The sequence below is a fragment of the Mycolicibacter arupensis genome (assembly GCF_002086515.1).
Taxonomy (GTDB): domain Bacteria; phylum Actinomycetota; class Actinomycetes; order Mycobacteriales; family Mycobacteriaceae; genus Mycobacterium; species Mycobacterium arupense.
On record NZ_MVHH01000061.1, the window covers coordinates 1 to 19,285 of the forward strand.

Sequence of the window (19,285 nt, forward strand, 5' to 3'; positions counted from 1 at the left end):
CCCACCGAAGCCAGAACCTGCGCCCGCCGATTTACACCGAAATCTGGACGCCACCGGCGGAGCCCGCCGGTGAGAGAATGGAGGTCGGCGCGCGATGGCGACCCTGGCGGCGTCCACCCACGCATCGGGGCTCACCGATAATCTGCAGGTGTGCGGATGAGTTCAGCGGACTGCGACCGTGTCTTTGAGGCGGTTGCCGCCGAGCGCCGCGAGATCGCCGCATTGGTTGAGAGTCTGGACGCCGGGCAGCTGGCCATACCTAGCCTTTGCGCGGGCTGGGATGTCAAAACTGTTGCAGCACACCTGGTCAGTGACTTTGCTGACGGATTTTGGGGCTTCCTGGCCAGCGGTGTACGACATCGCAGCGGAGATCGCGGGATTGATGCCCTCGCCCGACGCCGCGCAATGGCATCTGCGGCCGACATCGCGGACGCTCTTCGCTGTGGTGCCGATTATCGGCTTAGCCCACCGATCACCGGTCCGGTAGCTGGCTTGACCGATGTGTTGGTCCACGGTTGCGATATGCGGATCCCGCTGGCCGTTGTGCACCGCCCAAACCCAGAACTTGTCGCGCTAGTGCTCGATTTCCTCACTGGCCGAACCCAACTCGGGTTCTTCCCGCGCGGAAGACTACGCGGTATCGCACTCTTTGATGAAGACACGGGGCGAGAGTGGGGGACCGGTGACGCGCTTGTCGGGTCCGCAGAGGCATTGATGCTGGCTGCCTGCGGACGTACCGTCGCGCTCGATCACCTCGCTGGCCCCGCAGTACCCGTATTGCGCGCCAGGCTTCGGTAAACGCCCTCGTCAGGCCCGGCGATGAGATGGGCACCGTACTAATGGCGACCACCGGAAGTGACGTGGGAGTCTATGCGTATGGCTGGCGGGAACCTCATGCACTGGGTACAGCAGCTCGACGAGCTCGAACAGGTCGTCAAGAACTTGGCCGACGCGATGCGGCTTCACCCGCGGCAGGATGAGTGGATCGCCGGTGACCCGTCACAGGCGTTGCGGGAAACCACGCCGGGGGACTATCTGCGTGACCTCCCCCGTCTGAACACCGCCGACGACCCGGAGCTGCAACGAGCATCGTTGGCACTCGCACTCGCCATCCGTGCCGTCACCGGTCGTCGGCAGCGCTGGACGGCACGAGAACTCGTGCCGGCCCTCGATGCGATCTGCGCCGGGATCGCGCCGATGCGTGCGGCCCTCACCGCACCGGCGGCCACGCCGGCGACGTTGGAATCCATTGTTGCGGAACTGCGCAGTGAGTTCACGCTGTCCTTGGCGGTGATGCTCAGCGGGCAGTACGCCGTGGTCACCAAGCTCTACGAGTGGTACTCCGCGGCGTCTGGTGTTCCTGGAGACGCCTACCTCGATGTCCGACGATTCGAGATCGTCGACCAGGCCGGGCCAGGCTGCATCCCCATGCGCGATCTCGAAATTGCCACGCACGGCGGGGTCACGATGCTGACACCGCAGACCGGGTTCGTGAGCTTCGACCGGTTCTCGCCAGTCCAGCAGCTGCTCTACGGCCAGTGGTTCGCCTACATGCACTCGCTGTGGGATGAGCAATACCGTGGGCGCGTGGCCGCCGCGCACGGCACCGCACCGGATGGCAGTCCCTGGGACTCGCGAGACATCCGCGTGCCGATCTTCGGAGACATCCGCCGAATCCGCAACGACTACATCCACAACAAGGGAATCGTCGACGAAGCGAGCGAGACAGAAGTCCTTACATGGTTCACCGAGGGCAAGGCCGCGGCGATCACGCCCGAACAGATGATGTCGTTGCTCACCATGTTCCCTGAATCAGACCTACTCGAGAAACCCACGCCAGCAGCGAAGCACAGTCGCAAACCCTTACCTTGGAGCGCCGAACCGAACGTCATCGAACACGTGCAGCAACGAGCACGCCAACTCGGGCTCAATCGGAAGGCCCGCAAGGACATCGGCGCCGCGGCACTGGATCTGTGGCTGGCGGCCAACCCAGTTCCCACAGCTGACGACTGAGACCACGACCCGTATCTCGACTTTTCAGAGCCAAACGAACCCGCATGCCGCGCCATCACGGCCGGGGGCCGGCCTGCGGCGGTGCTTGAGAACCCGCCGCACACGCGGCCAGGGGAGGACGCGATGCATGGTCCTGCATCACCGTACCGTTCCAACTTCTGCCACTTGGATGAGAAAAATGACTGTGCCATCGCAATGAGAAACCTGTGTAGGCGCAGCTAGAGTCAGTGGCATGTGCCGTCCAGTCTGAGAATCGACACCTGCCCGCAGATGTGTCGATTGTCAAAGTGGATTTCATTTCGTCATTTGACATGACGCAAGTGTCACTTAGATGACGAAACCTTAGCCGCCCTCCGTATCGCCCCAGGGTAGCTGTGGAGGCGTCACTTCGTGATTGGCGTTGATTTGGCCGCCACTTGTCTCCGTCGTCTATTGATGGATCAGGCGCGTAAGCGGGGCTGTCGGCGGCGGCTGTAGGTTCTCATGCCTGATGTCATCTTCGCATCCGCAAAGTCATGTGGATGCCATTTCTCGAACCAGCTCGCATCGACCCCCGCGCCGGCTACCGGTTCTCGCCAAAGAGGGCGTATCGACAAAGTGTACTATGTAGTACAGTATGCAACTGCCGAACTCGGGCTGACTTTGACCAATCGGCGACACGAAGTCGCCGAAACGATGTACTGAGCAGCCGGCCACCACTGATTTGGATACGTACCTGTCCGCCCATTTCGCCTGGGGCACAGCAAGGAAGGTTCCCCACATCGTCTCGTTGACTGCGGTAGCGATCGTCTCAGTCGTCGCCTTGCTTGCGCCGCTCAGCGTGAGGGTGTTCCGGCTCGCCGTGCCGGCGATCGTGCTCGAAATTCTTCTCGGCGTCATCCTGGGGCCACAGGTACTCGGCTGGTTGCACATGGACGCTGCGCTGCAGGTGATGTCGACGATTGGCCTGAGTTTCCTGCTGTTGCTCGCTGGGCTGGAAATCGACGTACGTCTTTTGCGAGGGGCGCTGCTGCGCCGCGCTGCCGGGGCGTTCGCGGTGTCGTTCGCTCTTGCGGTGGGAGTGGGTGTCAGCCTCGGGATGTTGGGCCTCGCTCGATCACCGGTGCTGATGGCCCTGATCCTCTCGGCAACCGGGCTCGGCATCATACTTCCGGTCCTCAAGGACGCGGGGATCGTGGAAACCCGAGCGGGGCAAGTCATCGTGGCTGGTGCATCGATTGCCGAGGTCGTACCCATAGTGCTTCTTTCCCTGTTGTTTTCCGAAGACACATCAGTCGGGCTCGGGACCAGGTTGACGCTGCTGGCGGCGTTTCTCGGCTTCACGGGTGTCGTCATCACGGTCGTTCTCGGCCTGGAGCGTGCCCGTACCTTGTGCAAGACGATGCTCGACCTGCAGGACACCACCGCCGAGATTCGAGTCCGCGGAACGATGGCCCTACTCTTGGTATTTGCTTCTCTCGCGACAGCGTTCGGACTCGAGTCGATCCTGGGAGCGTTCCTCGCCGGGACGGCTCTGACGCTCCTCGACCGCGATGACGACATGACCCACACCCAGTTCTATACCAAGCTGCATGCGGTCGGATTCGGTGTATTCATCCCGTTCTTCTTCGTCGCAACCGGGGTGTCACTCGACATTCGCGCACTTGTCGACCACGCCTCCTCCTTGGCCAAGATCCCTGTCTTCCTTGCTGCCCTCCTGATCGTGCGAGCGTTGCCGGCCATCGTCTACCGTCCGTTACTCGCCGGTGGCCGCGACGTTCTGGCCGCGGGCCTACTGCAGGCCACGTCGCTGAGCATTCCGGTGGTGGCCGGGGGCATCGGCGTGGAGCTGGGCCTGCTGGAACCGGCCAATTACGCCGCGCTGGTCGCCGCCGGCTTGTTGTCAGTCATCGTGTTTCCCCGACTGGCTGTCTTCCTACTGGCGCGGGGCGCTGAAGCATCCGCTCCGGGCGTGCGCGCAGACGGCAGCCTCAGTGGCGATGACCGACCGCGTCCTGGCCCGTGAAGACTGTCCGGACGACTTCGAACTTGGGTCGGCCGAGCGCGGAATGACCACACTCACGGCGGCGTCGCAGGTCGCGACCACGGCAGCGATTCTCGCCTATCTCATGTGGAGCAACGTCGGTCCGCAGCGAGCCAGAGGGCGTTCCGGAAGACCGGTCCGGGCCGCGGTCGCCTTCGCCGTCTTCGTGGGCTGCAATGCGTCGATTCAAAACGGGAACACCCGCATCTTGCTGGTGCTGGTGCTGTGCGCTCCCATCGCAGTGGTGGTGAGGCACCTCCGCAGGGAAACCCTATGCGGTCATGGATCGGGTTGCGGCCGGTCGTGATCCTGGTCGGGCGTGGTCGTCCATCCGCGGAAGGTGTCGAGGAGGCGCTCGCGGAAGCCCTCGTCGAGTTGATCGGACGGAACCCGCCCCAAGGTGCTGATCGTCGACCGGAACTGATCGAGGTAGTTGACGCAGCCATCACATTCCAGCAGGTGTGCGTCGAACCTGGCTCGGACGTCGGGATCGAGCGCACCGTCGAGGTAGTCGGTCACCAGTTCCACGAGTTGCTCGCAGATGATCTCGTCGGCGTTCATGCGGTCGTCCCAAGGTAGTTTTCCAGCTCTTGGCGAACCACGGCTCTGCCGCGATGTAGTAGCACCCGCTGGTTGGCCGCGCTGATGTCCAACAATTGGCATACCTCCTGGGAACTGAACCCCTGTACGTCACGCAGAGTGACCACCTCACGTTGGCGCGCCGGCAAGCGCTGCAGTCCCGCGGTGGCGACCTGTGTGAGTTCCCCGCTGAGCAGCGACCCCTCGGGCGTGTCCGGGAACGGGGCGGGTGGTTCCTTCCAATGACCGGGCAGGGGATCGCCCGCGTCGCGGAACCGGTCCGGATCGACGGTGCCGCCGGTCATGACGCGCACGGCGGTGTCGGTGTATCGGCGTTCAGCGAGGCCGTGTTTCTTGGCGACGTTGATCAAGATGGTGAAGATCCACGTCCGTAGTGAGGCCCGACCCTCGAACTTGTCGATGCCCTTGAAGATCGCGATCCACGTCTCCTGCACAACGTCCTCGGCGAGCTCGTTGCTGGACACGTATCCGCGCGCCACTCGTTGCATCGAGGGCCCGTAAAGGTCGAGGAGCTTGCTGAACGCCTCCGGATCACCATTGCGCAGTCGGTCGGCCAGCGCCGCGGTGCCCACCGGTTCCAGCATGTCGGAATCCCCTCGTCGGCCGTGCGTGAGCGATCGCTACCCGGCCGCCGCGCCATAAGCGCCGAAGTCACCAGTGAATAGCACAGTAGATGGCTCGTGCGGATTGTGTCCGGTATCTGCTCCTGGCTGGGCAACGGAGGGTGACGAGGGGACGTGCCGGGTAGATCGGTCTCGACGCCGTGGTGGTGCGAGGTCCGATGCGAACTGTACCGGGAGGTACACCTGACTGCGTAGAGGTCGCAGTCTTGGCGACTGACCGAGAAGCTATCGTGGACTGATGGCAGCAACGCGGGCGCCCGAGAAGGCGGCAACGGGCGAGAGCCCAAGGCCGTCTTTGTCCCCGCGGGGGCTGCGCAGCCGTGCAGCGATTGTCGACGCGGCTGCGACCATGATGCGTCAAAGTGGCGTGGCGTCGACCAGCCTCGATGACGTGCTGGCGGCCGCGGGCTGCGGCAAGTCGCAGCTGTACCACTACTTCGACGACAGGGCCGACCTCATTCGGGCGGTCATCGACCGTCAGGTCGAACTCATCTTGGCGGCGCAACCAGCGATACACCACGCCGACTCCTGGGCGGGCCTGAAGCGGTGGTCTGAGCAGGTGATGGAGAGCCATCGTGTCCTGGATGGGCCGTTCGCGTGCCCGCTCGGATCGATGGCCGCCGAACTGAAGAACGATCCCGCTTATCTTCCACATTTGGACGCCGCCTTCCGGCGCTGGGAGGAGCCGCTGGCACGCGGCTTGGAAGTCATGCGCGAGCGAGGTCAGCTCACACGGCAGTCAGATCCCGATAGATTGGCCCAATCGATCGTCGCGGCCGTGCAGGGTGGGTTGATGATGGCCCAAATCCACGACGATGGCACGGTTTTCGAGGATGCGGTGGAGAACGCGCTGCTGTCTCTGCGTCGCAGGGCAACACCGCGGCGACGGACGGTCGCGGCGAAGAGCTGACCGAGTCGGGTCGTGGGCACGTTGACCAGATCCTGGCTCAGACCTGGTAACGCCGCAGCGCCGCCACCGCGTCTTCGAGCACGTCGCGCATGATCTCGATCCGGCCGTGGACAGAGGCGAGGAGGTATCCGCCTTGCAGAGCCGCGAGAAGGCTGGCGGCAAGGCGGTCTGGATTGGCGTCGGAATCCATCTCGCCGCAAGTCTGAATCCGGCGTAAGCCTGCGGCCAGATGTCCCTCCCAAGTGCGGAAAGCAGCATCCAACGCAGGTTGGTACTCCGGAGAGTTTCTCAGTTCCGCAGCCAAGGTCCCGAGGGGACAGGCGAACGGGCCATCCTCGGCCGGTTGGGCGTCCACCACGCGCGTCACCCACGTATCGAGTCCGTCCCATGAATTGATCTCCGCGGCGGCAACTTGGCCGTCGAGTAAGGCCGCCAGTTCCCGGTCTATGACCGCTCGGACCAGTTCAGTTTTATCGCGAAAATGGCGATCAAGCTCTCGGACCTCTGCGCCAGATGCGTGGGAGACATCACCGATCGACGTAGCGGCGACGCCGCGGTGGTACATCATCGAGGCGGCAGCATTGACGATCGCCGCACGTGCATGCCGGTGATGTTGTGTGCCCGAAGTGTTGCAGACAGTCCCCGGGGTCGAGCATTCGTTCATCAGAACTCTCCAATCGTCTTTCGTTTGGAACCTCGCCACCCCACGGCACTGTGACTGGTTGGCGTTCGGTCGTAATGCCACAGGCGCCTTCTCGGCGGCTGTATGACTGCTATCCCACAGCCCGGGGCAGTGATGTCCGCGTGACATCTGTTGTACTCACCGGTACAGTTTCATCGCACTGGTGGCGGTTGAGTCTTGCTCCTTCGAGTGGGTCGCCCGATCAGTCCGGCTCGGCTGCATGGGCGCCGCGCGATGATCAGACGTAGGGGAGTGTCGGTGTGGGTAGCTTCCGTTACACGTCGGGTCGGAATGCATCCCCAGCTCCCAAAAGTCGATCGGTCGACGCCGTCGTGTAACGCCACGCCCGACCGGAAGCACTCATGATCTGGAGACGGCCTACTCAACGATAGAAGGAAGGCCAATGTCATTGGAAAATGCCATATCTCGCCTGTATTGTTCACCCATCGCCTCTCGGGTGGCCCCGGCCGGGGAAGTTGCGGTGCGGTACGCACTCGTGTTCGTCATCGCGTGGATCGGCGCACTGAAGTTCACCACCTATGAGGCCAATGCCATCCAACCGCTGGTCGCGAGCAGCCCCCTGATGAGCTGGGTGTACGACATCTTCTCGGTGACGACCTTCTCGGCAGTGCTGGGTGTCGTCGAACTGGCGACTGCCGCGCTTATTGCCGTTAAGCCATGGGCGCCCAGGGCATCCATTGTGGGCAGTGTGATGGCAATCGGGATGTTCGTCGTAACGCTCAGCTTCATGTTCACCACTCCCGGAGTGATGGCGCTCGAAGCCGGCGGGTTCCCGGTGCTGTCCATGGTGGGCAACTTCTTGGTGAAGGACGTCGTCCTCCTCGCAGTGGCGCTGTGGACTCTCGGTGACGCCGTGCGGACGCTGCGCGCGGAACCGCTGGGTCAATGACAGTCCGCCGCGTTCTGACCCAAGGCCTTCTGTCTGGTCGCCATCCCGGGGACAAACTGTTCTGTGTAGTACATTTCACTCGCAATCGTCCTCAGCCGAGGGAGGCACATGAGCACCTCAGCCCGAACGGTCTTCCGCGGCAGTAGCGGCGAATTGACCGGCAAGTTGGAGATGCCGATCGGCGATCCGAAAGCCTGGGCGCTGTTCGCGCACTGCTTCACCTGCGGCAAGGATAACGCTGCAGCAGGCCGGATCTCGCGTGCCTTGGCGGCGCAGGGGATCGCGGTACTGCGGTTCGACTTCACCGGCCTGGGGGAGTCCGAGGGTGAGTTCGCCGCGACCGGCTTCAGTTCCAACGTCGAAGATTTGGTGCATGCCGCAGACCATCTCCGCGACCAATTCAGTGCCCCAGCCGTGCTGATCGGGCATTCGCTGGGCGGGGCGGCAGTCTTGGCAGCCGCATCTCGAATTCCCGAGGTTCGCGCGGTCGTCACCATCGGTGCACCGGCTGACCCCTTCCACGTCGTCGGATTGCTGGGCGACGCGCTACCCGGCGTCGAAGCGGGCGAGGCCACGGTATCGATCGGGGGTCGACCGTTTCGGGTGCGTCGCGAATTTCTCGACGACATCGCGATGCAACCGCAGTGCGAGCGCATCGCCGCCCTCGACACTGCGCTACTCGTCATGCATTCCCCGCTCGACGAGGTGGTGTCGGTGAACAACGCGCGGATCATCTTCGACACCGCGCGGCACCCGAAATCGTTCATCACTCTCGACGGCGCCGACCACCTTCTCAGCAATCGGGCCGACGCGGGGTACACGGCGAGCGTCCTTGCCGCTTGGCTGAGTAGGTACGTGGCGGCACCTACGGCGACCCGCGACCTGAACACCGATGACTTGGCCGACGGTGCCGTGCGGGTCGCCGAAAGCGGACCCGGCAGACTCACCCAGCAGATCGGTACGCGCCGGCATCGACTGACCGCGGACGAACCCCGACCCATCGGCGATGACGCCGGCCCAACACCGTACGACCTTCTCCTGGCCGCGCTCGGCGCCTGCACGTCGATGACGGTGCGGATGTACGCCGATCGGAAGCAGTGGCCGCTCGAACGCATCGTCGTCGATTCGCGCCACTCCCGCGTCCACGCCAAGGATTGCGCCGAATGTGAGACCGCCACGGGGATGGTCGACCGGATCGAACGCGACATCACCCTCATCGGCCCGCTCGACGGCGACCAACGTGCCAAGCTGCTCGACATCGCCGACCGGTGCCCGGTGCATCGCACCCTTCGCTCCGAAGTGTCCATTCATACCGCTGACGCACGAGCCGACCGAGACAGAGGCTGACATGACTGAAGATTCAGAATTCGACGTAGTCGTGATCGGTGGCGGGCCTGGCGGCGCGTCAGCGGCGCAATACCTCATCGCCGAAGGGCTCGAGGTGGCCCTGGTGGAGGAGCGCCTCATCGGCGGTGAATGCCACTACTGGGCATGTAATCCGACCAAGACGCTACTGCGCCCGATCGAAGTACTGGCCCTGGCGAAGGCCGTCCCCGGCGTCCGGGAAGCTGTGGGGTCGGGGCAGCTCGACGTCGCTGCCGTCTTCGCCAAACGCGACGCCATCGTCGATCATCTCAACGATGAGGGTGTCACCGCCGCTCTGCAGCAAAGCGGCCTCACGGTGTTGCACGCCCACGGCCGGCTCGCAGGCCCCCGCGTGGTCACCGTCACCCACCCCGGCGGCCGCGAGGAGACTGTCCGCGCGCGGCAGGCGGTCGTGCTCGCCACCGGTACCCGCCCCGCCATCCCCGACGTACCAGGGCTGGCCGACGCGCGCCCCTGGACCAACCGCGACCTGGCGGCCATGACGCACGTACCGCCACGGACCCTGATCATCGGCGGCGGCGTCGTCGCCGTCGAGTTCGCCACCATCCTGGCCGGTCTGGGCTCCAAGGTGACGCTGCTCGCGCGGGGCCGGACCCTGCTGCGCAACTCCGAGACCGTCGCCAGCGAGATGGTCACCGAGTCGTTGCGACGCAACGGAGTTGACCTTCGCTTTGAAGCTCACCCATCCGGAGTGGTCCGATCCGTCGCGGGCGGCACGGTCTCCGCCACCGTCGGGGACGAGACCATCGAGATCGACGAGGTCGTCGTCGCCGCAGGACGGGTGGTCAACACCGATTCCCTCGGCTTGGAATCCGTGGGGCTGCGTAGCGGAGAGTTCGTGCCCGTCGACGACCATCTGCAGGCACTCGGAGTCGACGGCACCTGGCTGTACGCGATGGGTGACACCACCGGACGCGCGCTCTTATCGCACCTGTCGCAATACCACGCAGTCGTCGTCGCCGATATCATCGCCGCCCGCGCACAAGGCCGTCGGCTCGGCGCCGATGAACTCATCGCCCGCGACCCACACAACCTGCCCCAGGTCATCTACACCGACCCCCAGGTCGTCGAGGTGGGACGAACCGAAAGTCAGGCGCGCGCCGACGGATTCACGGTCACGACGACCACCGCGCGGTACCCGGAGTCCGTGCCCGACCTCGCCATCTTCCGCGACGGCTTCGACGCCTGGGCGAAACTGGTCATCGACGCCGACACGGACACCCTGCTCGGCGCGACGTTCGTCGGACCCGAGTTCGCCGAACTCGCCCAAGCGGCCACCCTCGCCATCGTCGCCAAGGTACCAGTCGAGACACTCCGCCACGTCGTGGCACCGCACCCGTCGATCAACCAGATCTGGAACCCGCTCCTCGCCCGACGAAGGGGTCATTCAGGTGGCCCGACCAGCTGACCCTGAAAGGGAGAGCCGCTGTCGAGACTGGATTTTGGAATACACCGTACTCAGTGTCAGCGCACACAGAGACGCGCGTGACACGCGAAGGAGCTTGCTATGGCAGTGATCAACAGCGGATTCGGTAACCGTCGCGGCGCCGGCGACTCACGGTTGCCACCGGGCCAGACGCTCGTCGACGACTGGCCGGTCCTGACGGCCGGCCTGACACCCGATATCGGGGCGCACGAGTGGACGTTCACCATCACGACCGAGACGGGCACCGAGCACGGATGGGATTGGAACGCGCTCCAGAACGTGGGCGTGGAGGACATCGTCACCAACATTCACTGCGTCACCCACTGGTCCAAGCTTGACATGGCCTGGCGCGGGGTCTCTTTGGATCGGCTGTTCGAGGACGTCGAGACCTCCTGCGACTACGTCCTGGTCCGAAGCCACGGCGGTTACACCACCAATCTGCCCCTCGACGATCTGCTCGAAGGCCAGGCGTGGATCGCCACCGAGGCAGAGGGTGAGCCCTTGACTCCTGAGCACGGGGGGCCGGCGCGTCTTCTCGTGCCCCATCTGTACTTCTGGAAGAGCGCCAAGTGGGTCCGCGAGATACGGATGATGCCGAGCGACGAGCCCGGGTTCTGGGAACAGAACGGATACCATCTCCGTGGTGATCCGTGGCGGGAGGAACGCTACTGGTGACGTCTCCGATCCGCGCGAGCTGGCATGTCGGACGCGTCGTCAGCCGCCGTCGAGAGACCGCATCGGCGGTCCGAATCGAGCTGGACGTGCCGACCTGGCCGGGAAACCATGCCGGTTCCCACCTCGACGTCCGCCTCACCGCCCCGGACGGCTATCAGGCGGTCCGGTCCTACTCGGTCGCGTCGCCGGGCGAGACGACACGAGTCATCCTGGCGATCGACGAACTCCCCGCGGGTGAAGTCTCGCCCTACCTCGTGCACCAGCTCGCAGAGGGCGACGAGCTCGAGGTGCACGGCCCACTGGGACGATACTTCGTCTGGATCCCATCAGAACCCGACCGTTCCCCGGTTCAGCTCATCGCCGGTGGATCCGGCGTGGTCCCGCTGTTCGCGATGGCCATGGCACGTGAGCACGAGGCGAACCACGCCGAGTTCCGACTGCTGTACTCGGTCCGGGCGCCCGAGGACGTGCTCTTCGCCGAGGAGCTCTCGGCGCTCTCACAGACCACCATCGACATCGTGCACACACGAAGATGCCCTCCGGGATCACTGCGTCCCCCCGGGCGACTGACTCGAGAGTCGTTGGCCGGTTTTGTCTTTCCCGCCACGGCGGCACCGCGCATCTTCCTCTGCGGCCCTACACCGTTCGTCGAGACGATCGCCGGTTGGCTTCTCCAACTAGGCCATGACCCCGGACGAATACGCACGGAACGCTTCGGAGGCAGTGGATGACCCACCTCGACGGAAACGCGCTTGCCGGACTCTTCGCCGACACTCTCGGCATCGAGATCACCGCCGCCATTGGACGATGCAGAAGCTGTCATCTCGTATTCGAACTGGCGCGCGCCCACGCCTTCGTGACCGCCATCGGGTCGGTCCTGCGATGCGAGCATTGCCAGGGCGTGCTCGCCGTCATAGTCCAAAAGCCGCATGAAGTACTCGTCAACCTCTCGGGGCTGGCACACGTCTCAATCCCAGGGCCATGACCCGAAGTCGCGTCGCTGTCCAGTGCCTATTGGGCAAGAGGGCGGCGATTTGACCAGGCTTCCGAACCGTCGGTGAAGTCTGCCAGCTGTGCGCGGAGTCGAACGCGGCTCCGCGACAGGCGGGACATGACCGTGCCAACTGGAATCCCCAAGAGGATCGCAGTGTCGGCACAGGTGAGATCCTCGACGCCAACGTAGTACAGCACCTTCTGGAAGCCCTCCGGCAGCGATCGGAATGCTTCTTCTATTCGATGGTCGGACAGACCGTCCATGGCTTCGTCTTCTGCCGAACGCTCGAACCGATTCGAACGAGAAGCAAAGCCAGCGATACCGTCATCGGTAATCGCGTCGACGCAAAAGGTTTCTGGACGACGTTGTTTCATCCGGTGGACGCTGATCCATCGGTTGTGCATTATCCGATACAGCCACGCTCTCAGATTGGTGCCAGGCTGGAAACGGTCGAATCCGAGAAATGCGTTCATCATGGTGTCCTGGATCAGATCCTCGGCATCAGCCTCCCGGCGTGTAAGTCGCCGGGCGGTGCAGAGGAGGGCGGCGCGGTACGGCATCGCTTCACGTTCGAACCGCTCGGCCAGTGCCGAGAGTGACTCGGCGGGACACTCGGCTTTGGGCGCAGTTCGAACTGTCGGCGCCGGTTTCGACCGTGCCGCGTCGATGCTCACGTACGACGTCATTTTCGCCTCAGTCCTCTCGTCAGCGGATGTGTGTAGTGCTCGCCCAGTAGGACGAATCGTCGCCGGCAACTCATGGTCAGGCTGTTACGTCGCTGCCAGTGCGCGAACAGCGAATACCGCTGCCTCTAAGGCCATTCCGTTGCTCTTATAGGCGCTGTGCGCTGCACGATCCAGGCCGCCGGGGGAGCAGACTGGGTCGCCGACTGCGCATAGCTGAATCGTCCTGGCCGCGTAGGGATTGCCGATGGTGATGGGCGGTGCGCTGCGTTGGACGAGAGCCAGGAAACCGGCATCTGGTGTGCCGAACAGCGCCACCGCCGCGATGTGGTTGGCCATCGCCGCGGGCATGGGACCGGTGATGCCGGTCGGTAATTCGTAGTCGGCCGGGATCGTGTCGGCGAGGGTGTAGCCGGCCACCGCTGCGCCTTGTGAGTAACCGCCGAGGACGATCTTGGTACTGGGGCAGGTCGCTGCGATGGACTCGACTTTGTTGCGGACGTCGGCGATGCCGTCGGCAGCGTGCTTGAAGTCGAGCGACGCAGGGTAATCCGCCGCATATACGTGGACGGACTTGCCGCTCAGGCGGTCGCTCAAAGCGTCGACGAAGGCTTGCCCGGTCGCACCCACGCCTGGCTGTTCAAACGTCCCGCGAGCGAAAACTATCTGGGCATACGGGCAGGCGAGTTCCGCCTTGGCGAGACCGGTAGCCGAGGTTTGCGGAATGAGCATCGCGACAGCGGAAAGAACAGCGGCGGAGAACCTTCCGCCGGTCCACGGTCGAGTGGCACCGTGCGCAGCGGGACTGATTTTCATGATCGTTCCTTTGCGTAGCAGTCGTGAGGTTCGGGGCGTACCGGCTTGTTGCTGAGAGCATCGATGACGGTTGCAGGCTAGCCATGTCGTGAACTTGAGAGGGCGTGTCTGCTTTCGTCGTGAATCCCCCGTGTTACCAAGCGATGTCGGCATGAACCACCGTGGCGCCTATTTCGGCTCGACCGCCATGCGGAGATCGGACGCTTCCCAATGCGTGTTCACGTCAGCCTTGCATGGATCAGCCGCCTACAGCAATACTGTACTACACAGTACAACTACTGAGTGGCGCGGTTCAGGCCGGCTGACCTCGGCAAAAGGACCCGCCACGACACTTCCGTTCCTGACTCGCTTCGGCGACCCGGGCCATAGACAGGACACTCAACGTGAACGAGATCCCGACGCCCCACAACAACGCCGCACCCTCCTTTGATGGTCTGCGAGCAGTGTTCGTCAACTGCACTTTGAAGAAGTCGCCTGAGCGCAGCCACAGCCAAGGTCTGGCCGATATCAGTAGCGCACTGATGGAAAAGCATGGCGTCGAGGTAGATCAGATTCGCGCCATTGATCATGACATCGCCGCCGGGGTCTACCCGGACATGACAGAGCATGGTTGGGAAACCGATGATTGGCCCGCACTCTACGAACGCATCATCGCCGCCGATATCCTCGTCCTCGTCGGACCGATATGGCTTGGCGACAACAGTTCAGTGATGAAGGCGGTCATCGAACGGCTCTATGGATGCTCGGGATTGCTCAATGACGCTGGGCAATACGCCTATTACGGACGCGTCGCCGGGTGTCTCATCACCGGTAACGAGGACGGTATCAAGCACTGCGCGATGAACCTTCTCTACAGTCTGCAGCACTTGGGCTACGTGATTCCGCCTCAAGCGGATGCGGGGTGGGTGGGCCCTGCAGGGCCGGGTCCCTCCTACCTCGACGAGGGGTCCGGCGGGCCGGACAACGACTTCACCAACCGCAACACCACTTTTATGACCTACAACCTGATGCACATCGCATCGCTACTGCGCACAGCCGGCGGAGTGCCCGCATACGGCAATCAACGCGCCGAGTGGGATGCCGGTTCACGATTCGGATTTGCCAACCCCGAGTACCGGTGACTGCGGGCCCCATATAGGGCATCGAAACCTACTTGCAGACGCCTCGCATGCGGTGAATCGAAGGGAAGGCCCCTCGCTAGCGGCGGCGCTTGCGTATCTATCCCGCTTGTTGGTGAGTATCCGAGGCTGGCCCCGACGGAAGGCCAGGAGTTCAAGAATCCGACCGAGAACCTCAAGGGCTCACAGGTGGGAAAGACGAGCCCTGCAGCGTGCCGCTTGCCACCATCGCCGGCCTGACCGGACTCGGCTTTGACACCCTGGCTCCCGGTGGCCGATCGCTGACGAGCGCGCCCGAGACGGCTATGTCAACTCGAATTGGCGCCGATCGAGGGACTCTCCGATCTTGGTTGCGCCACGGCCTAATCCCTCAGCCCCGCATCGGGAATCCGGATCCAATCGGCGCTGCCGCGTTCATATCTGGAGAAACCTCGTAGCCGGACACATCTAGGCCTCCGATGTGGTGATGGAATCGCGGGAATGTGGCGGTGGGCGCCGTCAGGGAGGGAGATCGAGCACATTGGATGTGTGGTGCGCCCAGCGGCGGCGGGACGATTCCTCCCGAATTCGCGGCGCTCGCTGCAGCAGACCCCCAGACTGTCGGGCTCATCATTGCCGACATCGAACCGCACTCGCGACCGTTCGATCTGCGCGGCTGGGATGCACGCATGAAAGCGGTGGTGAGTGGGGAATACGCCTCGTTGTTCGGGCTGGGCGAGCCATTAGCGCCGGGCACGAAGTGGCGCGTTGTCCACGGTGGCTCCCTGGTTTAGGGCACCGCGCCGATGACTGGCACCACCGTACCGTTTCCAACTTCTGCCACTTGGATGACCACAATCGCTGCGCCATCTCCGTGACTGAATGACAACGACGCAGGTAGGAGTGGCGACAATCGCCATCCACTTTGACGATCGACATCTATTGTCGCCGGGCCTGGCCCCGGCGGTTGCGGTTCTGTTGACCCCGTTGTTGTTCCGGGTATTCAAACGCGCGGGCAGGACCAGCCGACTGGCGGCGAGGCCCCGAAAGTCACCAACGCCAACGAGGCACGCCGGCAATGCGTGTGTTGAGCCGACGTGCTCGTTGCGGACCGTCAGCCAAGGCAGGAGAAGCCCGAAGAAATGAAAAGAGTGGTTCGGCTCGGGTCTTCTAGACATGACGTGCTCTGCTGGTAGCGACGGTTGTGGCTGTGGCGACCAGGGCGCCGATCATTGCGAAGATGATCTGGCTGGTCTGGGTGGTCGCGACGACGGCGAATACGAATGGCTGGATGAATCCGATGTAGGTGAAGGAGAAATAGGCGGCGTTCAGACGTGCACGGTCTTTTGAATGGCCGAGCGTTTCGATCTGACGTAGCCCTGCAACGAGGATGACGCCGTATGCCGATCCCAAGATCACCGCCACTGGAAGCAGCAGGGCGCTGATCTGAACGGCGAATGCGGTGGCGGCGAGAAGCATTCCAAACACTGCGAGGCTGAGCCCAGCCGGCATAGCGGCGCCTTGTTTCCATCGCTCGATTCGCTGCGCAAGCGGCTGCACCAGTGCACCGGAGCCCATGGTGATGCCGGTGATGACTCCAGCACTCGCGGTGCTGAAACCTGGCACGTGAATGACGGAGGGCGCGATGGCGAAGCTCATGGTTGCTGCGCCGAACACCCATGGCGCCGTGAATGGGATGGTCCGTATGAACGCTGCAGACCTGACCGTCTCCCAGAACGTTTCTTTCGGGGCGGTGTCTGGTCTGTCAGAAGGCCGCTCTGTCGTGCCCAGATGCTCCGCCACCTTCGTAGGCGCTCCGTGGTCGAAAGAAGGATCGGGCGTTCGCCACAGCAGTGCGGCCGCAACTATCGAGACAAGAAAATGAACCGAGTAAGGCGAGGCCTCAGGCCATGGAGCCCACTGTGCGACGACACCTGCAACGAGCGGCCCCCCTCCGAATCCGACGGAAAGCGCCACCGTGACGCGCTTCGGAGCGGCGGCCCTGTCATCGTCTGAAAGCTCAGTTACCCATGCAGATCCCGGCCCGAGGGCAGCGCCAGCGGCAGCACCAGACATGAGTCGACCGAGCAGCAGCAGCCAGTGTTCCTGCGGACTGAAGCAGAGCACTACCGACGCTGCAGCGGACAACACAACGGCGATTCGGACGAGCCAGCGTCGACCGATGCGGTCCGCGACCTCAGCAGCAATGAAGAGTGCGGGGATGAGACCCACGATGTAGATAGCGAACGCTAACGAGATCTGCGAGGCGGAGAGACCAGTCGTCTCCCGGTAAACCGGAAGTAGTGCAGCGAATTGATTTGCGCCCCAACCCACAACCGCAAGGCCCGCAGCAGCGCGAGACCATCCTGGCAGTCGAGCCGACATCGCACCCGTCCTAAATAACCGGATATGAGGTTACTATTGAAGCATGAACTCGGTGAACCGCACCAGCACCGCCCTGCGGGAACTCCGCTACGACGCCGGTTCCCTCGTGTTGAATCTCGCCGCGACGGTCGGACGGCGTGGTGCAGGCAAGACCCATCGGGTGGAGCGTCTAGCCGATATCGAGGCGCTCGTGCGGTGGTGTGCCGGCGTCGGCATCGACATTGCTGCCGATGTGGATTGGGATAGCTTGCTCACTGAGTTGCGCGATCTTCGCGAGGCCTCGTGGGAGGTGCTGACTGCGTACCTTCATCACAAACCTGTCGGCCTTTCGACAGTTCAGCGGATCGAGGCGTGGGCGCGTGCAGACGTTCCCTTGCCGCGTCTTGTCAGCGGCCGTCATGGGCCGCAAGCGCACATGGCGGCGCTCGACCAGGCTGCCGTTTGTGCCAGCGTTACCCGCGACCTTCTCGCCCTCCTCTCAGACTCTGAGAGAAGGAATCACCTTCGCGAATGCGCGAGTGACGACTGCCGGATGATCTACCTTCTCGCACCCGGCGCACGCCAGCGGCGTTGGTGTTCCATGAGTCGGTGCGGCAATCGCGCGAAGGCGGCAGCGCATCGCGCTCGCCGGTCCGAGACGACAGCGTCACCATAAGCCGATCGCCGAGGGTGCGTATACGTCGTCACACTCACATCGTGTCACGCGCATTTCTGACGGCAGTGAGGGCTCTCAGCCAGTCGTGGCCGGCAGGCAGCGGCGCACGTGTGTGGCAGTAGCGCTGCTGTAGTGCGGTGGCGGCTGCGTGGTCGTCGGGTATGAACCCGTGGTCGGTGAGGGCAGCGTTGATGTCGGTGGTGGTGTACCCGGTGCGGTACGGCTCGCCGTTGGAAGCGACTGTCTTGGCTACTCGCTGTGCGCTTGGTGAGGTGGTGCTGCCGGAGATGACGTCGGGATCGATGTAGTCGAGCACGATGGTGCTGCCCGGTGCGCACACGGTGGCCATGTCGGTCAGTGTGGCGGTGATCGCGTCTTTGCTGAGGAACATCGTGACTCCGATCCAGGCGACCACGCAGCGGCGGGCGGGATCGAACCTACCGGCTTTGAGGCGCTCGGGCAGTCGGTCCTTCTCGAAATCACATGGCACCCAGTTGATCGCGGACTGCTTTTCGCCGACTAGGAGTGTGTCTGTGGTGCAGCGTTTGTCGTGTTGGGTGGAGGGCACGTCAACTTCGAAGAAGGTCGCGCCGGCACGTTGGTGACGCAGACTCGTGGTGTCGAAACCGGCACCGAGCAGGACGATCTGGTCGATTCCGTCAGCGAAGGCCCGGTCGAGCACGTCATCGAGGTAGCGGACTCGGAGCACGACGAAGTCGTTGGGCAGTCCAGCTGGCGCGGTGATCCACACGCCGTCGACCATCAGTGGTCCGGGCGCTCGGCTGGCCGAGTAACCGCAGCGAGCGGGGCAACCTCATATCGCGAGGGTAACCGGACAGGAAATCAAAAGCCGGGATCGGTATACGGAACAGCTCCACAGGGCACCGGTCGACCCGACCCGAAGCGTTCAAACGCGTTGAAAGCAAACGATAGAGCGCGAGCGTGCGACTATCGCCCATCCATGATAGCGATCGCACCGGCCGCGGATGAGGGACGTCCCTCTACACCGATGCTGGGAAGCTCTCGGATGCGTTCTCTATACGGCGGTGCGCCCGCCGTCGACAGGTATGACCGCGCCGTGGACGAAGCTGGCTTGATCGCTGGCCAAATAAGCGACAGCTTCGGCGATCTCGGTTGGAGCTGCCACGCGGCGTGCCGGGGTGTGGCGCATCATCGCCGCCAGCCCGTCCTCCCCGAACTGCATAAGCGCGTTGTCCGTCGCGGTCGGGCCGGGGGCGACCGCATTCACGCGCACACCGCGCGGACCGTACTCGGCCGCCCAGGACTTCGTCAGCAGGTTCAGCGCGGCCTTGCTCGCCGCATACACCGCTGAACCGGCCGTTCCGAAGGAAGGTGGCGTCCAGATTTCGGTGTAAATCGGCGGGCGCAGGTTCTGGCTTCGGTGGG

General features: G+C 63.6%; 20 protein-coding genes. 12 read left to right on the top strand and 8 right to left on the bottom strand.

The genetic code is table 11. The annotated features are described in order from the left end of the window. Window positions 1–156: 156 nt before the first annotated feature. The 3 genes from BST15_RS18885 to BST15_RS18895 all read left to right on the top strand — a co-directional run bounded on the left by BST15_RS18885 (window position 157) and on the right by BST15_RS18895 (window position 4,018). On the top strand, window positions 157–798 hold the full coding sequence (locus BST15_RS18885) for a maleylpyruvate isomerase family mycothiol-dependent enzyme (RefSeq protein WP_174561140.1): 642 nt from the start codon (window positions 157–159) through the stop codon (window positions 796–798). A gap of 78 nt (window positions 799–876) precedes the next feature. After that, complete coding sequence (locus tag BST15_RS18890; protein ID WP_057969522.1) at window positions 877–2,013, top strand: hypothetical protein; 1,137 nt, start codon at window positions 877–879, stop codon at window positions 2,011–2,013. A gap of 703 nt (window positions 2,014–2,716) precedes the next feature. Next, window positions 2,717–4,018, top strand: a complete 1,302-nt coding sequence (locus tag BST15_RS18895) for a cation:proton antiporter (protein WP_198528320.1) — start codon at window positions 2,717–2,719, stop codon at window positions 4,016–4,018. A gap of 297 nt (window positions 4,019–4,315) precedes the next feature. Here the strand turns inward: BST15_RS18895 and BST15_RS18905 are convergent, their stop codons facing one another. Both BST15_RS18905 and BST15_RS18910 read right to left on the bottom strand, forming a co-directional pair. After that, on the bottom strand, window positions 4,316–4,597 hold the full coding sequence (locus tag BST15_RS18905) for an anti-sigma factor family protein (protein WP_170924377.1): 282 nt from the start codon (window positions 4,595–4,597) through the stop codon (window positions 4,316–4,318). Further along, window positions 4,594–5,220, bottom strand: coding sequence for an RNA polymerase sigma factor (locus BST15_RS18910; protein WP_046190089.1), 627 nt, complete (start codon window positions 5,218–5,220; stop codon window positions 4,594–4,596). The genes BST15_RS18905 and BST15_RS18910 overlap by 4 nt, the downstream gene beginning before the upstream one ends. 277 nt (window positions 5,221–5,497) lie before the next feature. Here BST15_RS18910 and BST15_RS18915 point away from each other — a divergent pair, with 277 nt between their 5' ends. Continuing rightward, complete coding sequence (locus BST15_RS18915) at window positions 5,498–6,169, top strand: TetR/AcrR family transcriptional regulator (RefSeq protein ID WP_046190088.1); 672 nt, start codon at window positions 5,498–5,500, stop codon at window positions 6,167–6,169. A gap of 37 nt (window positions 6,170–6,206) precedes the next feature. Here the strand turns inward: BST15_RS18915 and BST15_RS18920 are convergent, their stop codons facing one another. Beyond that, window positions 6,207–6,833, bottom strand: coding sequence for a TetR/AcrR family transcriptional regulator (locus tag BST15_RS18920; RefSeq protein WP_074324031.1), 627 nt, complete (start codon window positions 6,831–6,833; stop codon window positions 6,207–6,209). A gap of 499 nt (window positions 6,834–7,332) precedes the next feature. Here BST15_RS18920 and BST15_RS18925 point away from each other — a divergent pair, with 499 nt between their 5' ends. The 6 genes from BST15_RS18925 (at window position 7,333) to BST15_RS18950 (ending at window position 12,233) form a co-directional block, all read left to right on the top strand. After that, complete coding sequence (locus tag BST15_RS18925) at window positions 7,333–7,761, top strand: YkgB family protein (protein ID WP_234808431.1); 429 nt, start codon at window positions 7,333–7,335, stop codon at window positions 7,759–7,761. A gap of 108 nt (window positions 7,762–7,869) precedes the next feature. Beyond that, window positions 7,870–9,108: a bifunctional alpha/beta hydrolase/OsmC family protein gene (locus BST15_RS18930; RefSeq protein ID WP_046190086.1), complete on the top strand. Its 1,239-nt coding sequence runs from the start codon at window positions 7,870–7,872 to the stop codon at window positions 9,106–9,108. Between the two features lies 1 nt (window position 9,109). After that, window positions 9,110–10,555, top strand: coding sequence for a dihydrolipoyl dehydrogenase family protein (locus BST15_RS18935; protein ID WP_033717463.1), 1,446 nt, complete (start codon window positions 9,110–9,112; stop codon window positions 10,553–10,555). Between the two features lie 99 nt (window positions 10,556–10,654). After that, the gene (locus BST15_RS18940; RefSeq protein ID WP_033717461.1) at window positions 10,655–11,248 is read left to right on the top strand and encodes a molybdopterin-dependent oxidoreductase; all 594 of its coding nucleotides are present in this window, start codon (window positions 10,655–10,657) and stop codon (window positions 11,246–11,248) included. Continuing rightward, entirely contained in the window at window positions 11,245–11,979 is a 735-nt protein-coding gene (locus BST15_RS18945) for an FAD-binding oxidoreductase (protein ID WP_046190085.1), read from the top strand. Before BST15_RS18940 ends, BST15_RS18945 begins: the two co-directional genes overlap by 4 nt. Beyond that, a complete protein-coding gene (locus BST15_RS18950; protein WP_046190084.1) occupies window positions 11,976–12,233 on the top strand; it encodes a DUF6510 family protein in 258 nt (85 codons plus the stop codon). The genes BST15_RS18945 and BST15_RS18950 overlap by 4 nt, the downstream gene beginning before the upstream one ends. A 26-nt stretch (window positions 12,234–12,259) precedes the next feature. On the opposite strand, the gene BST15_RS18955 is transcribed toward BST15_RS18950, so the two are convergent. Both BST15_RS18955 and BST15_RS18960 read right to left on the bottom strand, forming a co-directional pair. Beyond that, a complete protein-coding gene (locus BST15_RS18955) occupies window positions 12,260–12,916 on the bottom strand; it encodes a sigma-70 family RNA polymerase sigma factor (protein WP_225345695.1) in 657 nt (218 codons plus the stop codon). Between the two features lie 96 nt (window positions 12,917–13,012). Next, window positions 13,013–13,741 carry a cutinase family protein gene (locus BST15_RS18960; protein WP_046190083.1) on the bottom strand — a complete coding sequence of 243 codons (729 nt, stop codon included), beginning with the start codon at window positions 13,739–13,741 and terminating at the stop codon, window positions 13,013–13,015. Window positions 13,742–14,133: 392 nt separating this feature from the next. On the opposite strand from BST15_RS18960, the gene BST15_RS18965 reads away from it, so the two are divergent. After that, a complete protein-coding gene (locus BST15_RS18965) occupies window positions 14,134–14,862 on the top strand; it encodes a flavodoxin family protein (protein ID WP_046190098.1) in 729 nt (242 codons plus the stop codon). A 1,146-nt stretch (window positions 14,863–16,008) separates the two neighbouring features. Here BST15_RS18965 and BST15_RS18975 read toward each other — a convergent pair. Continuing rightward, on the bottom strand, window positions 16,009–17,223 hold the full coding sequence (locus tag BST15_RS18975; RefSeq protein WP_064961216.1) for an MFS transporter: 1,215 nt from the start codon (window positions 17,221–17,223) through the stop codon (window positions 16,009–16,011). Window positions 17,224–17,266: 43 nt separating this feature from the next. Here BST15_RS18975 and BST15_RS18980 point away from each other — a divergent pair, with 43 nt between their 5' ends. Then, a complete protein-coding gene (locus tag BST15_RS18980) occupies window positions 17,267–17,878 on the top strand; it encodes a CGNR zinc finger domain-containing protein (RefSeq protein WP_046190081.1) in 612 nt (203 codons plus the stop codon). A 34-nt stretch (window positions 17,879–17,912) separates the two neighbouring features. Here BST15_RS18980 and BST15_RS18985 read toward each other — a convergent pair whose 3' ends face one another. Next, window positions 17,913–18,641, bottom strand: a complete 729-nt coding sequence (locus BST15_RS18985; RefSeq protein WP_046190080.1) for a class I SAM-dependent methyltransferase — start codon at window positions 18,639–18,641, stop codon at window positions 17,913–17,915. 273 nt (window positions 18,642–18,914) lie between these two features. After that, window positions 18,915–19,285: SDR family NAD(P)-dependent oxidoreductase (locus tag BST15_RS18990; RefSeq protein WP_133053200.1), on the bottom strand; the 371-nt coding region annotated here is incomplete at its 5' end.

Bases quoted from the DNA above. Each gene is read 5' to 3' on its own strand.
- BST15_RS18885 (WP_174561140.1), top strand. From the start codon at position 157: ATGAGTTCAGCGGACTGCGACCGTGTCTTTGAGGCGGTTGCCGCCGAG.
- BST15_RS18890 (WP_057969522.1), top strand. From the start codon at position 877: ATGGCTGGCGGGAACCTCATGCACTGGGTACAGCAGCTCGACGAGCTC.
- BST15_RS18905 (WP_170924377.1), bottom strand. From the start codon at position 4,597: ATGAACGCCGACGAGATCATCTGCGAGCAACTCGTGGAACTGGTGACC.
- BST15_RS18910 (WP_046190089.1), bottom strand. From the start codon at position 5,220: ATGCTGGAACCGGTGGGCACCGCGGCGCTGGCCGACCGACTGCGCAAT.
- BST15_RS18915 (WP_046190088.1), top strand. From the start codon at position 5,498: ATGGCAGCAACGCGGGCGCCCGAGAAGGCGGCAACGGGCGAGAGCCCA.
- BST15_RS18920 (WP_074324031.1), bottom strand. From the start codon at position 6,833: ATGAACGAATGCTCGACCCCGGGGACTGTCTGCAACACTTCGGGCACA.
- BST15_RS18930 (WP_046190086.1), top strand. From the start codon at position 7,870: ATGAGCACCTCAGCCCGAACGGTCTTCCGCGGCAGTAGCGGCGAATTG.
- BST15_RS18935 (WP_033717463.1), top strand. From the start codon at position 9,110: ATGACTGAAGATTCAGAATTCGACGTAGTCGTGATCGGTGGCGGGCCT.
- BST15_RS18940 (WP_033717461.1), top strand. From the start codon at position 10,655: ATGGCAGTGATCAACAGCGGATTCGGTAACCGTCGCGGCGCCGGCGAC.
- BST15_RS18950 (WP_046190084.1), top strand. From the start codon at position 11,976: ATGACCCACCTCGACGGAAACGCGCTTGCCGGACTCTTCGCCGACACT.
- BST15_RS18960 (WP_046190083.1), bottom strand. From the start codon at position 13,741: ATGAAAATCAGTCCCGCTGCGCACGGTGCCACTCGACCGTGGACCGGC.
- BST15_RS18975 (WP_064961216.1), bottom strand. From the start codon at position 17,223: ATGTCGGCTCGACTGCCAGGATGGTCTCGCGCTGCTGCGGGCCTTGCG.
- BST15_RS18980 (WP_046190081.1), top strand. From the start codon at position 17,267: ATGAACTCGGTGAACCGCACCAGCACCGCCCTGCGGGAACTCCGCTAC.
- BST15_RS18985 (WP_046190080.1), bottom strand. From the start codon at position 18,641: ATGGTCGACGGCGTGTGGATCACCGCGCCAGCTGGACTGCCCAACGAC.